Source organism: Cellulophaga sp. L1A9 (assembly GCF_009797025.1).
Classification (GTDB): Bacteria; Bacteroidota; Bacteroidia; order Flavobacteriales; family Flavobacteriaceae; genus Cellulophaga.
On the sequence record NZ_CP047027.1, the window covers coordinates 1,135,014 to 1,149,272 of the forward strand.

At 34.1% G+C, this 14,259-nt stretch carries 13 protein-coding genes; 6 read left to right on the forward strand and 7 right to left on the reverse strand.

The window, feature by feature from the left end:
- Positions 1-7: 7 nt before the first annotated feature.
- Positions 8-748, reverse strand: a complete 741-nt coding sequence (locus GQR94_RS04895; RefSeq protein WP_158974420.1) for a hypothetical protein — start codon at positions 746-748, stop codon at positions 8-10.
- 356 nt (positions 749-1,104) lie between these two features.
- Between GQR94_RS04895 and GQR94_RS04900 the strand changes: the two genes are divergently transcribed.
- Entirely contained in the window at positions 1,105-1,281 is a 177-nt protein-coding gene (locus GQR94_RS04900) for a hypothetical protein (protein WP_158974421.1), read from the forward strand.
- A gap of 147 nt (positions 1,282-1,428) precedes the next feature.
- On the opposite strand, the gene GQR94_RS04905 is transcribed toward GQR94_RS04900, so the two are convergent.
- Positions 1,429-2,193: a hypothetical protein gene (locus GQR94_RS04905; protein WP_158974422.1), complete on the reverse strand. Its 765-nt coding sequence runs from the start codon at positions 2,191-2,193 to the stop codon at positions 1,429-1,431.
- Positions 2,194-2,454: 261 nt separating this feature from the next.
- Here GQR94_RS04905 and GQR94_RS04910 point away from each other — a divergent pair, with 261 nt between their 5' ends.
- Positions 2,455-4,329 (forward strand): sensor histidine kinase, encoded by a 1,875-nt coding sequence (locus GQR94_RS04910; RefSeq protein ID WP_158974423.1) that lies wholly within the window; start codon positions 2,455-2,457, stop codon positions 4,327-4,329.
- A 15-nt stretch (positions 4,330-4,344) separates the two neighbouring features.
- Complete coding sequence (locus GQR94_RS04915) at positions 4,345-5,007, forward strand: response regulator (protein WP_158974424.1); 663 nt, start codon at positions 4,345-4,347, stop codon at positions 5,005-5,007.
- Between the two features lie 357 nt (positions 5,008-5,364).
- On the opposite strand, the gene GQR94_RS04920 is transcribed toward GQR94_RS04915, so the two are convergent.
- The gene (locus tag GQR94_RS04920) at positions 5,365-6,237 is read right to left on the reverse strand and encodes a helix-turn-helix transcriptional regulator (RefSeq protein WP_158974425.1); all 873 of its coding nucleotides are present in this window, start codon (positions 6,235-6,237) and stop codon (positions 5,365-5,367) included.
- A 151-nt stretch (positions 6,238-6,388) separates the two neighbouring features.
- Here GQR94_RS04920 and GQR94_RS04925 point away from each other — a divergent pair, with 151 nt between their 5' ends.
- From GQR94_RS04925 to GQR94_RS04935, 3 genes are all read left to right on the forward strand, one after another.
- Complete coding sequence (locus tag GQR94_RS04925) at positions 6,389-6,778, forward strand: DUF983 domain-containing protein (RefSeq protein WP_158974426.1); 390 nt, start codon at positions 6,389-6,391, stop codon at positions 6,776-6,778.
- A 499-nt stretch (positions 6,779-7,277) separates the two neighbouring features.
- A complete protein-coding gene (locus tag GQR94_RS04930; protein ID WP_158974427.1) occupies positions 7,278-7,499 on the forward strand; it encodes a hypothetical protein in 222 nt (73 codons plus the stop codon).
- A gap of 99 nt (positions 7,500-7,598) precedes the next feature.
- A complete protein-coding gene (locus GQR94_RS04935) occupies positions 7,599-8,228 on the forward strand; it encodes an SDR family oxidoreductase (RefSeq protein WP_158974428.1) in 630 nt (209 codons plus the stop codon).
- Positions 8,229-8,231: 3 nt separating this feature from the next.
- Here GQR94_RS04935 and GQR94_RS04940 read toward each other — a convergent pair whose 3' ends face one another.
- The 4 genes from GQR94_RS04940 to GQR94_RS04955 are packed head-to-tail and all read right to left on the reverse strand — an operon-like array spanning position 8,232 to position 14,113.
- Positions 8,232-8,414: a CPXCG motif-containing cysteine-rich protein gene (locus GQR94_RS04940; RefSeq protein WP_158974429.1), complete on the reverse strand. Its 183-nt coding sequence runs from the start codon at positions 8,412-8,414 to the stop codon at positions 8,232-8,234.
- A gap of 1 nt (position 8,415) precedes the next feature.
- On the reverse strand, positions 8,416-9,759 hold the full coding sequence (locus GQR94_RS04945; RefSeq protein WP_158974430.1) for a TolC family protein: 1,344 nt from the start codon (positions 9,757-9,759) through the stop codon (positions 8,416-8,418).
- Between the two features lie 20 nt (positions 9,760-9,779).
- Positions 9,780-12,983: an efflux RND transporter permease subunit gene (locus tag GQR94_RS04950; protein WP_158974431.1), complete on the reverse strand. Its 3,204-nt coding sequence runs from the start codon at positions 12,981-12,983 to the stop codon at positions 9,780-9,782.
- Entirely contained in the window at positions 12,983-14,113 is a 1,131-nt protein-coding gene (locus tag GQR94_RS04955; protein ID WP_158974432.1) for an efflux RND transporter periplasmic adaptor subunit, read from the reverse strand. The genes GQR94_RS04950 and GQR94_RS04955 overlap by 1 nt, the downstream gene beginning before the upstream one ends.
- Positions 14,114-14,259: the final 146 nt, after the last annotated feature.

Sequence of the window (14,259 nt, forward strand, 5' to 3'; positions counted from 1 at the left end):
ACTACTTTTACTGCTCCAACTTATCTAAGACATAGGTCTTATACATATAGTCTGTAACTTCATGTAGGCCTTTATGATATATAGGATGTACATTATAATAGGTAAAGAACTCTACCTCCCCACCTTTTTTTACATACCAAAGTTCTTGGTGTTGCTCCCGTCTGCTTTTTACTTCGTGCAAATCTTCTATTTTCCTAAAATTTTGCAATAGCAGTTCTTGATACGGTTCTTCAAGAGGCGCTCCAGTACATGCCGATTTTATATAATGGTTTTCTTGCCATACCATACAATTCTGCTCTTCCTTTACAAAACCAAAATAGGTTAATGCGCCTATAACAAGTACCGATATAAGCATAATAATTTTGTTGCTTCCCTGATTAAAGAAATCAAGTGAAGTACTCCTTCCTGAATCGGATGCTTCTGGCGCTGGGTCTTTTGTTACGACTGGTTCTTTTATAACCTTTGACTCTTCAAGTTCTGACGGATGAGACGTAACAAATTCCGCATAATTTTTATAGCCCAAATAGTTACACAAATATTCAATTACTTGAGGTTTGATAGGCTCAAGATTTTCCTCATTCTTCTCTACCAACTTACTGTAATAGTCCCTAAGTGTTCTTTCGTTTATCTGAAATTTAAAATCCTCCAAAAGTACCTCTGAGATATGCTGTGCTCTTTGAGTTTTCTTAGAAGGCCCTATTTCCTTCTCCGCTTTTGCGAAGACTAATGCTATTATTTTTTTGGACATTTTGGTTGGTCTGGTTGTACCCTAAAACTACTACATTTTTGGAAATTATATGGAAAAAACCTGCTTGAAATTCTTTTCCATACACTTTCCATCATCTCTCCATTCCGTAGAAAACCTAAGCCCTTACTTTGCCTTGTGATTGATTAGGTATTCATGATAACCGCCCTATCATCATTAGGAAAACACCTAGAACAAACCAATAGTTTATTGGGAAGTAACTAAAAGTTTCGACAGGTGTTTTTCACTTCCCAACCAATAAAAGAGGAGTACTCCCAACACCTTTTACAATGTGGTGCAAATAACATTCGGAATACTCCGAACAGCCACCCTTATGTCAAATTTTTAAAACTCATAACATGAAAAAAATAACTTTATTAATCGTAATACTAAGTGCCAACCTATCTTTAATTTCTTGTGATGCTACAACTACTGCAGACCAAGATACGGTCTATGAAAACCTCAACGCCACAGAAGGTGATGATGGGGTTATTGTAAAAGATCCGGATGCAGAAGAAGAGGATGGTGATAATTAACCGGTATCCCTAACTAGGACGTAACAAACTAAGTAGGAAAGCAGGATGAAATCGATTGTATTTCGTCCTGCTTGTATATTTTCATAAAAAAAGAGCTGCATGATACAATCACACAGCTCTTTTCTAGTATTATTTTTTTAGTATAAATTATTCTACATAGGTAAATTGAACCGTAAACGAACCATCAACCTCTCCATTTGCGGCAGAAGAAATAACTCCTGAAGTTGCATAGTTATCTGCATCATACACATAATTTGCAGTCATCGTATATTCTATCTCTCCTTCTTCATTTTTGTACACAATTTTAGAAAGGTTATTTACTGGAAAAAGCATTCTTGCTTTTATGATCTCAGTAGCTTGAGGATTCATACTAAAATTTAATTGTACACCATCTAAAACATCAATAATTCCGCCTGCTTCTAAGGTATAGAAAAAAGGATTTTGAGCCTCATCGTAGGTTACCTCAGCAGTATACACATAAGAAAGGTACGAATCAGTCTCCCAATCATATTCCTCTTCAAAAAATTCAATGATTTTAGGATTTCCATTTGCATCATACTCTAATACATTTCCTGTTTCAAAAGCATCATAAGGAGATTCATAAAGTTTTTCAATAGATAGGCTAGTGTCTTCATCACCTGTAACATTCGTCAATTCATCACCATCGTAAAGAAAGTCACTAGAACCTTCGCCATTAGACACGCTACTTAACGCTCCGTCTGCCGTATAAGAAAATTCTAACATACCCTCATCTTCACCAGTTTCTCCTGAAGTTAATGCAACTGTTTTAATTAACTTTTGTACCACGTCGCCATTAGCTTCATCAAATTCTTCACTTACTGAATCACTTGAACAACTAACCGCTAAAATTGATCCGCAAAAAAGGCCTAAAATGTAATTTGTTTTTCTCATAATTGTTTTAATTGGTTTTGTTTGTTTTGATTTTTCTTTGGTTAAAAAAATAGTAGCATACCTATTCCTCACGTTTTTCTTCCGTGAGAACATTTAAATCATGCCATGAAGAGAAAAAACGAAAACAAAACCGAGTTAGTATAAAATCTACAGGATAAAATGATAGCGCTTAAGAATGCTGAGAAAGTTAAGAATGATAATTATTTATTTCCAAGTTAAAATAGGCTCCTTTTGTGTAAACTCTTTTTGTATTTTCGAAGGATGAATAACAAGTTTCTACTACTTTCCTTTATTACCCTCTTTCTCGCTTGCTATTCATCTGTTTTTGCCATTGATTTTTTAAAATTTGAAAATAAAAACAGTACTACTCCTCCTATTGAGAATACTATTGATTCCCTGAAGCAAATCAAAAAAAAAATAAGCGCTTTTGTCAAAAAGAAAGAATATTCAAACGCTATTATTTATTCTAAAAAATTGCTCCACGAAGCGAAGCTAAAGTCCGACTCCAGCACAATTGATAATGCCTATTTCCGCCAAGCCTTTTATTTTGACAAATTAAACCAGGTAGATTCTTCCTATTTTTATTATGATAAGTCTTACACGTATAATTTAGCCTTAAAAGATACCGTCGTTGCAGGAGAACGTCTACTGGGTATGGCAAACATTCAAAAAAGCTTAGGTGATTATACGGGTGCAATGATCACAGCCATTGACGGATTAAAATATTTAGAAAATACTGAGGAGCTAGAATCTACGATTGGACTTTACCAAACCATTGCCGTGGCTCAAAAAGAATTGGGACACCCCCAAGAGGCCCTCCGTTGGAATACAAAAGCTTTTAACATCCTAAAAAATAACCCAAAGGCAGAAATTTTACCCTCTAGTATTCATATCATTACTATTACCAGAGCTAATATCCTAGCCGAAAAAAAAGAATACAGCGCAAGCATTCATATTTTAGATAGCATTGCCCAAGAAACAACGGGTAAAAACCTCTTTGAATTTTCTAGAGCTATTTGCAATATGGGCCATTTTAAATGGCTAGAAGATGCCAATAACCCCGAAAGTGAAACGCTGCTTTTAGAATCTTTAAGAATCCGGACTTCTTTGAATACCGCTAGCGGCTTGTTCTCTAGCTACATTCATTTAGCCGAGTTTTATTTTGATACTAAAAAAGCTAAAGCTTTGCGGTATGCGCAACAAGCCTATACGTACTCTGAAAAATTAAATAATCCGGTAGCTAGTCTAGAAGCTCTAGATCTAATTCTGCCTTTAAAAAGAGATTTGCGCCAAGCTATTTCTAACGAAGCAATTACCTATTCCCAACTACAAAATCAACTAGAAAAATCTAGACAAACTATTCGCGCCATCTATGCGGCCACCAAATATGATAACGATGCCTTAGAGAAGGAAAATCTTAAGCTGCTAACGCAAGTAGCAATCAAAGAAAAACAAAAAATTTTGGCGCTGGCTGCTGCCGTATTTCTTTTAGGTGTTATTGGTTTTGTGATCTATTACAAAAACCATCAAAAACAAAAAGAGCAGCTAGAAATGTCATACAAAACGGAGCTACGCCTATCTAAAAAATTACATGATGAATTAGGAAATGATATTTTCTATTTAATGACGCAGGTACAACAAGACACACCCGCTCCTACCGATACTAAAAATGCTCTCATTTTAAATGGATTAGATAGTATTTACCAAAGAGTAAGAGATATTTCTAAAGAATTTACAGCGATTGATACCGGGAAAAATTTTGGAAAAGAATTTTTTGCACTTCTAAATTCCTACAGTTCTGCCAGCACAAAATTAATCACCAAAGAATTACCCCTGAGTTTTTGGGATGATATAGCCCCTAAAACAAAAATTGAACTCTATAGAGTATTGCAAGAACTACTCGTAAATATGAAAAAACATAGTGAAGCTACTTTTGTAGCAATTACCTGTGTAAAAAATGCCAAAGAGATATTAATAAAGTATGTAGATAATGGGGTAGGATTTGATATAAATGAAAAAATTTCAGGAAATGGACTCAAGAATGTGGAAAACCGCATAGCTAGTATAAAAGGAAGTATTAATTTCGAATCCAAACCAAAGGAAGGGGTTACCGTAACCCTGACGTTTGCTATTTAATAAAAGGATATGCAATTGGATAGAATTTTTGTTTCTGAAGATATAGACAGTAATAACTTAGGGGTTACTACGACCCTCCAAAATATGGGCTATGCCCAAATTGGCCATTCTCAATATTGTGATGATGCGCTTCTAAAACTCAAAAAGGCACTAAAAGATGGGACTCCTTATGATCTTCTGATTAGCGATTTGTCTTTTGAAAACCCTAGGACTAAGAAAAACATCCAAAACGGACAAGAGCTCATTACCGCGATAAAAGTCATACAGCCTACTTTAAAAGTGATTGTTTTTTCTGTGGAAGACGATCACCATACCATCACTACCTTATTCTCCGACCAACAAATTGATGCCTATGTATGTAAGGGCTTAAATGGCCTTAGTGAGCTTCAAAATAGTATAGAGGCCATCATTCTCAATGAGCAATACACGTGCCCTGTAGCTACTGCAGTGCTACAGCAAAAAAATGTTTTAGCCTTAGATGCCTACGAACAGCAACTCTTAGCATATTTAGCCAAAGGATATACCCAGCATGAAATAAGCACACAACTTAAAGAACAAGGAATAAGTCCAAATAGTGTGCGCTCTATTGAAGCCAACATCAGTAAATTAAAAGACTATTTTAATGCGACAAATACCACGCATTTAGTGTATGTAGCGTCTAGCTTGGGACTTATATAAGTACTGAAATTGTGCTTTTACCGTCTGCTACCCCTTCATCTTGTTGCTAGATAAGTGTCTCAATTCTTAAAAAATGATGCGTATCGTACTTCTAAAAAGTACTGGAGCGAGGTTGCAAATAGCAAAAATCGGTCAATCTATATGATTTTTGTTGCCTTTGACTTAGATTCAAGAATACCTCATCTTCACTGCTATTGCTTCTTATTATATTTACCGCACTAAGCCAAGTAACTTCAACTTTGGGTTTTAAAACTTATACGTCACTCTTTATTAATCAATTTATAAATCAGCATGTTATAGAGTATAGTGCTACTATATGCATTATTCCCCGTGAACAATAGAAGCAAAATAATTCCACTAGCTTTCTGATCTAAGGCGTGCTCTAAATTTTGAAGGAACGGTTTGGGTGTATTTTTTAAATAGTCTTGAGAAATAAGAATAATTTTCAAAGCCTAGCTCTTGGGCTATCTCTCCAACAGACTTGGTACTAAAAGTTAACATACGTTTGCTTTCTATAACCACTTTCTCAGCAATAAGAATAGTCACGGTTTTATCTAAAACATATTTACAAATTCTATTTAAATGCTTTAGGCTTATATTCATTTTAGAAGCATAAAAAGAAGGCGCCTTTTCTGTATTATAATACTGATCTAAAAGCGTATTAAATTGTTCTAGTTTCTGATTGTAAGAATGTAAATCTACGTTGTTCTCCTGTAAATGCTTTCGGGAAATTTCAATATGGATAATATCAATTAGATTTAAAAGCTTATCTAATTTCCGGGTATTCGATGCTAGATTTTCCTTGATTAAAAGCTTAAAATAGACTTCAAGAGAAAACAGTTCGGGTTCGTTTAAACGTACCTCCGAAATATTTTTTGAGGCTTGATAAAAAGGATACTCCTCTACCCTCTTGGCTCCAAAATACAGATTATACAAATCCTTTGTGTAAAATAAGATATAGCCTTCTATGTCCTTAGACAACTTCCAACTATGCACTTGACCCGGTTGGATAAGATATATACATCCTGGATTAATGGTAAACGTATTAAAATCTATTTTATGAATTCCGGAACCTTTGGTAAAAAGTACGAGCAGATAAAAATTATGCCCATGTGAGCGCTCTATAAAGCTATTATTAATTAAATGATTGCTAAAGGTATTGATGTAAAGATCTTCATGAATTAAATTCCGCTTAAAATTCTGAATATCATAAACAGGATACGTTTTCATTACAATGTCTTTTTTGTGCTAATATATGCGCTTTTACTAATCTCAAAGAGAAGATAAATATACTAATTTTGCGAAGTAATAAGGAGGTACAAGTTACTAACCGGTAATTAATTTAAATGTCTTTTTTATTATCATAAAAATTATAACTACTATGACGATTCTAAAAGTAACAAAAGTATATAGCATCTTAACGGGCAGTTGCCCTGTGTGCCAAGAAGAAAGCATGTATATAGAAGCGAACCCATTTAAAGTGATGTCTACCCTAAAAATGCATGAACGTTGCAGCCATTGTCATACAAAGTACAAAATGGAGCCCTCGTTTTTCTTTGGAGCGATGTATGTGAGTTACCCTGTAGGTATAGGCTTTGCCACAATTGCATTTGTACTCTCTTACTTTGTATTTAATATCGCTATAGTACCTAGCTTTTTTATCATTTGCGCTGTCATGTTTCTTATGTTACCTATAATACTACGTTTATCTAGAAATATTTGGATCAACCTCTTCAAGCATTACCAAAAGCAAAAAAATGTGAAGGCATAAAAAAAGGTTCCAAACAAAATGTTTAGAACCTGCATATCATATTGTAATTACACGTTTTACTTATAATTCCTTATTGATTGTTCTTTTCCCGTAATTATTTTTAATTTCTATATACAATAGCACTAGTGCCACTATAGCACTTAATACTATAAATACAATAGGATTACCATCGATAACTTCTAAACATAAATTAAATAAATTCTTCATCGTACTACTTCTTACTTTTATTTAGTTTTCTACTAGATACATGATAAACGTAATAGTTGCTTTTTTAGTTCTAAAAAAGAATAGAAAAATTTCTTAGTAGTAAACGAAATCTAAAGCTCCCGATTAACGACGCATTCTCTCGATAAAGAGTTTTTGAGCCAAATGTCAGTTAACGAGCATTTTATACGCTTCATCTATCATTTTGTCAGTGACCGAAAAAATGACCCTTTAACCGAAGGATAACTACCTAAAGCATACATAATCACGTTCTTGTAATCCCAAATCGAATGAAATGAAATCTATTTTAACAACTTTAGTATTTATATGTATCGGATTAAGCGCTCAAGCTAACGACGGTCAAATAAAAGATGTTAAAGCAACTACGGTTACCAAAACAGTAGTAACATTCACTACTTACAAAACTTCAACTGCAGGTATTTACTTAGATAAAAATCATAAGATTAAGAAAGAACTTTCTTTTATTACGAAAGCAAGCAAAGCCAAATTAGCTTAATTCTAAACTATTATATTCTCTTAAATGCATTAAACAAGTATTTGTTTACGGCAGTCTTCTTTCCATATATCCCGTAATTTTACCTTCTAAAATAACGTTATGGAAAATATATTAGTAGCTGGAGCCAATGGTACCACTGGAAAAAAAATAGTTGACTTACTACAACAATCTCAATACTTTAATCCTATTGCCATGGTTCGCAAAGAATCTCAGATGCAACAATTTAAAGCTAAAAACATAGAAGTGTTATTAGGCGATTTAGAACAAGATATAAGCAATAGCACTCAAAACATTGATAAAGTAATATTTGCGGCTGGATCTGGTGGTAAAAAAGTGGTTGAAGTAGATCAAGAGGGCGCTAAGAAACTTGTAGACGCTTCAAAAGCAAGCAACGTAAAGAAGTTTGTGATGCTAAGTTCTATGGGCGCTGATCAACCAGAAAAAGCTGAAAAATTAAAAGACTACCTAAAAGCAAAACACAATGCTGATGTCTACCTAAAAGATAGCGGCTTAAATTTTGCGATTGTACGCCCAGGGAGCCTTACAGACAATAAAGGCATAGGCAAAATAGCGCTCTCGGAACATTTATCTCAAGAAGGAAGTATTAGTAGAGATGATGTAGCACAAACACTAGTTCGTGCCTTACACGATGACGTGGCCAATAATAAAACATTTGAAATACTAGAAGGCGAAACCTTAATTGGACAAGCCTTAGATACAGTAGCATAAGCACTACTGTTCAATATCATTTGCAGAAAACCCTACGAGCTCATGGTCCTGAAATTCAGGCGTGAGCTCTATTGGATTGCAACAAACTTCACAATCTTCTATGTAGGTCTGTTGCCTTACCGATGTATCTAATAACATGGAGATTTCTTCCCAACAATACGGACATTGAAAAAAATGCTCGAACATCTTAGAAACTTATATTTAAAAGCTGCCCCGTCAATTGTAAAAGCTGCAACTCTGCTAATTTAGCATCGTATTTTGCTAAATTTTTATTGGTCTCCGCATTCAATAAGTTAATTTGAGCCTGTCTAAATTCTATCGAGGTGATTCTTCCCAACTGAAACTGTTCTTTGGAGCGCGCAAAATTATTTTCATTGGTTATTACAGCCTGCCCTTGAATTTTATAAATATTTAGTAAATTTTTATATACAGTATGTGCATTCTGGATATCTCTTTCTACTTCTAAAGCTACTTGCTGCTTTACCAATTCTTGATTTTGATAGGTAATCTTCGCATTTCTTACTGCAACTGTAGTTGTACCTCCATCAAACAAATTCCATGATAAACTCGCGCCCAGACCTAAATTGTACGTGGTATTATTTGTTCCTGGAAAGAAGGCTGACGCTGCACTCTGGTTTAAATTCCACCCGTAAGAACCCGTAAGACCTACTGTTGGTAAATAGCCAGATTTACTCACCTTTATATCATATTCATTAATCTTTAGATTTCTTTCCGTTTGCAATAAAGAAACGTTGTTCTCTATGGACTGCTCTAAATATGCTTCTAACTTAAGTGAAGGAATAAATATAAGGGTAGTATCTACTTGAAATTTCTCTTCTAATTTCTGATTTAGAACAACATTCAAATCGCGTTTCGCATTAATTAACTGTTGTTCCACATTTAAAAGTGCAATACTATCATTGGTCACATCTACCTGAGCATTTAAAATATCTAATTTGGTATTCTGACCGTATTCAAAAGAATATTCTGCCCTAGTACTTCGGTCTTTAGAGATATTCAAAGCTTGTTTTAAGACATTACTATTCTCTGTTAATCTAGCCACATCAAAATAAACACTAAACAATTGCAGAATAGTATTCTCAATAGTCTCTCTAGCTTGTAATTCACTTAATTGATACTGTTCTTTAAGACGCTTGTAATTGTATAAACGCCCCATTCCATCGAACAAAGTATAATTTAGATTCAGTGCAGAACTGTAACGCTGCGCTTCCGCTTTATCTATATTCACATCTTCACGCACAGAATTATCATCATTAAATTGCCCTGGAAACTCAATAGTAGAGTCATCACGGTTATAACTAGCATCTGCTGTGCCTGTAAGTGTTGGTAGGTAACCAGAATTTAATATCCCTTGGTTATTCTCTGCAATCGCCACTTGATTCACTGCGATTTTTATTCCAAAGTTATTTTCAAGAGCCACCTTCATAGCTTCCTCTCTAGTTAAAAGCTTTTCTTGGGCAAAAAGTCCACCATAAAAGCCAAAAAATAATATAATATATAGTTTCTTCATTACTACTTATAGTTTGTTCGCTATTTTAAATGTTCTTCCTCTTCTTGTTCTTTGATGGCTCTTTCTACCTCTTCCTTAGTAATATTACGCCCCGTGATTAACCATTTTGTGGTTACTTTAAGCTTATTGCTAAAGGCTAAAAATAAGGGCAGCATTAGCAATGTTAATATTGTTGCAAAAGCAATTCCGTAAGCTATGGAAATAGCCATTGGTTTTAAAAATTGAGCCTGTCTACTTTTTTCTAAAAGAAGTGGCGCTAAACCTGCAATGGTTGTTATTGATGTTAGGAATATAGCTCTAAAACGCGACCTCCCCGCCTCAAAAATAGCATCATCAAACTTCATTCCTTCTTTCAAGTTGGTATTAAACTTCCCAATCAGAACCAGTCCATCGTTCACCATAATCCCAATCAACGCGATAATCCCTAATAATGAAAGTATGTTTACAGGAAAACCATGGATCCAATGCCCCCAAGAAACTGCTGGCAAACAAAACGGAATTAATAACAACAGCATTAGCGGCTGACTAAAACTACGGAACGTAAATGCTATCGTAATATATATTAAGGCCAATACCGTTAACCCAACTAAGCGCAAGGAATCTGAAAACTTTTTTGCCTCCCTATTTTGTCCTTCATAAGAAGCAGATACAGAAGAGTATTTAGACTGAATCTCAGGCATAATAGTATTCTGAATATCTAACATTACGTCAGTAGCACTTGTTTCTTTACTATTTTTAAGATCTGCAGTGACCTGTATTTCTCTTTGTCCTTCTAAGTGATTTATAGACACATCACCACGTTCAATGATGTAACTAGCAATCTCTTTTAAAGGCACTCTGCTACCATCTGGAGTATTAATTCTCATTTCATCTAAATCCGTAATAGATGATCTGTTTTCCCTGTCGTAACGCACCCATACTCTTATCTCATCTTCTCCACGTTGAAAACGTTGTGCTTGCACACCAAAGAATCCTGATCTAATCTGAGTCATCACCGTTTGTAAGTCTAAGCCTAACAAATACGCATTTTCTTTTAACTCTAGCTTTATTTCTTTAATACCTGCTGGATCATTATCGGCAACATCTTTTAAAAGTGCATTATTTTCTAATGCTGCTTTTAATTCTTTTTTAGCCTGTTTTAATTCAACGATATTATTACTTAATAAAGAAACTGCGATAGGATCACCTCCAAAATTACCACCTGAGCCATAAATTAAGCTCTCTACACCAATTACGGGACCTACCAGTTCTTGCAATCTATTGGTAACTAGTTCTGAACTTATCACATCTGGTCTTTCTTCACCTGGTAAAAGATTAATGGCCAATGAAGCAGTTGATGTTCCCGGACCTACTCTTTTAATCAAATTATCAAACAAAACCTTATCAGTTCCTTTTAAATACTTTTCTGTGAATTCTTCATTTATAATTTTTGCCTTACTTTCTATAAGGCTTATAATAGAATCTGTAATAACTTCATTAGTTCCGTTAGGCATTTCTAAACTCACTGAAACACGATCACTAGCTACATTCGGAAAAAAAGCAGTTCTAATTATTCCTGCTCCTACAGAACCTATTGTTAACGATAAAGCAATAGCAAAGAATGAAAAACTAAGTATCTTATATTTTAAAATAAATTTTAAAACTGGAGCATAAAAATCATCACGCATCCAATTCATAAAACGATCTCCCGCTTGATTAATGACGCGTAATTTTGCAAAAGCCTGACCTAATTTAGACTTCGGTTTATCTTCAATAGTTTGCAATGCTTTAGAATGGGCTAAATGGGCAGGTAAAATGATTAACGCCTCTACTAAAGAGACCACTAATGTTAACAGTACAATCACGGAGACTTCACTAAAGACATCGCCAATCCTACCATCTAAAAACAAAAACATGGAAAAAGCCAATAGTGTTGTTATAATTGCGGATACAATAGGCGGGACTACTTCCAAAGTTCCATCAATAGCAGCTTGTATTGGAGATTTCCCTTTTTCGTAATGTTGGTATATATTTTCTGCGATTACAATTCCGTCATCAACTAAAATACCAATAACAATAATCATCCCAAATAGCGAAAGAATATTTATAGTGACATCAAAATATCCTGCAAAAATAAACATTCCTAAAAAAGATATAGGCAAACCAAAAGCTACCCAGAATGCTAAACGTGTATTTAAAAATAAAGACAAGAAAATAAGCACTAACAACATTCCTTGCCAAGCATTGGTAATTAGAAGTTGCGTACGTTGATTTAGAGTTATTGATTGATCTCTAATAACATCTAAGTGTACATTATTATATTTCTGATTAAAATCTACAATATATTCATTAACCCTTTCTGCCGACGTAGTTAAATCTTCAGAATTTGTATTCGTAATCGCTACTGATACCGATAAGTTTCCGTTATAATAAGATGCATTTGGCGATTCTTCAAAACGATCTCTAATAATAGCGACATCTTTTAGTCTAATTATCTGGCCAGAAGGACTCGCCTTAATTATCAAATTAGTTATTTCATCACCATAATATGATCGGTTATTGGCTCTAATTAAAAACTCTTCAGTATCGGTTTTAATATTTCCACCCGTTACTAAAATGTTTGCATTTGAAACTGCTGCAGAAACATCACTAAATGAAATACTATAGGCTAATAAACTATTTTCATTTACGGCTATTTCTATTTCCTCATCAGGGAAGCCAGAAACTTCAATCTGAGAAATGCCTTCTATAGCCCTAATATCATTTTCAATTTGCCTTCCTATTTGCTTTAATGTTACTAACGGAATATTTTCCCCGCTAATCGCAAAACTAATAGTCTCTCTAATATTTTCATTTTTAGCTACAACCAAAGGTTCCATACCTGTGGGAAAAGATGGGACTCTATCTACCGCATTTTTAACTTCCAAAAGCATAAAATCGATATTCTCACCTTTTTGAATCTCAACACTTATAGAACCACTATTCTCACTAGATTTAGACGTAACTCTATCAACTCCTTCGAGTCCTTTTAAATTATCTTCAATTTTTAAAACAATACCTTCTTCAATTTCTTGAGGTGATGCTCCTGGATAAGCAATAGCTATTGATATTATCTTAGAATCTACTAATGGAAAGTATGACGACTTTAAGGACATTACTCCTACAATACCAAATACTGTAATTGCTAAAAGAAAAACCGAAACAGCAACATGGTACTTAATGAAATATGCTATAATTTTTTTCATTAGTTCCCTGATTTTGCTTGGTTATCATCTATTTTTTTAACCAGCATTCCCGCGTAAGCACCTACAACAGGTTTAGAAACAATAGTTTCTCCTTCAGGAACATTTTTTAAAATAACTGTTCTATCTGAAAAATATATAGGAGTTACATCTATAACATCTAATATACTATCATGGATTACAAAAATTTGATCATTTTCTAAAAGTAAGCCTCGATCTACTTCTATTGCATTTTCTTCCTTTTTCGCATTTAGTTTTGCTTCTAAATACATTCCTTCTTTTAAGTCTTTATTTTTTATCTCTATAAAGGCCTTTATAGTTTGAGAAGCCTGATCAACGTTTCCATTTATTCTTGTTACAACTCCATTATACTCAACCGTCTTATCTAGATTTATTAAACGTACTGTTTCGCCTATTCTTAATAAATCACTATACGTTTTTGGTATGGAAACTTCTAACTCATATACATCCGTGTTAATAAACTCTCCCAATTTTTGTCCAGTTCTCACGAGCGTCCCTTCATTAACTAGTGCCTCGGTTAAAATACCATTGAAAGGAGCTGAGATTCTATATTTAGCTAAACGTTGTTCAAGAGTTTTAACATCATAATAGCTCGTTAGTATTCCCCGCCCTGTAATAAAGTATTTTTCTTTATCCGTTGTCATTTCTGGCAAAGCAGCTACGGTTGCGTTCATATCAAACGCACTTAAATAAGCCTGCCATTTACTGTATATTTCAGGGTAGTCTAACCTTAAATCAGGCATTATAGACGTTAAGAGATTATATAAGTTACTTTTTGCTGATTGCACTGTGGCGCTATATTCTGAAGCGTCGATACGTATTATTGTCTCTCCGCTTTTATAACTCTCGCCTGTTTTAAAAAGTTTACTCCCTCTTTTAAAAACACCTTGTACTTCGGCGTAAAGTTCTACACGTCTCTTTGCGACAACATTACCGTGTGCAGAAATTACAATGGGAACTGTACCATTAACAACTTTTGAAGCAAAAACTGTTTTTATTATTTTTTCAGGTTTAGGTTTTTTTTCGTTTTTATTGTTTACTAATGCTATCGCAGCAAAAACAGAAAGAGCAATTAGGACAATGCCTAGAATAGATAATACTATTTTTCTCATAATTAAATTAGTGGCTTGGAATGGTATAAGACGACAAAACTATCCAATAGTTTAAGTATGTTTAGTTAAACATTTCTTAAAAAAACAGCCAAGAAGCCTTTTGTAATGATATCAAAAAAAAAGGATGCTATAATAGCATCCCGCAT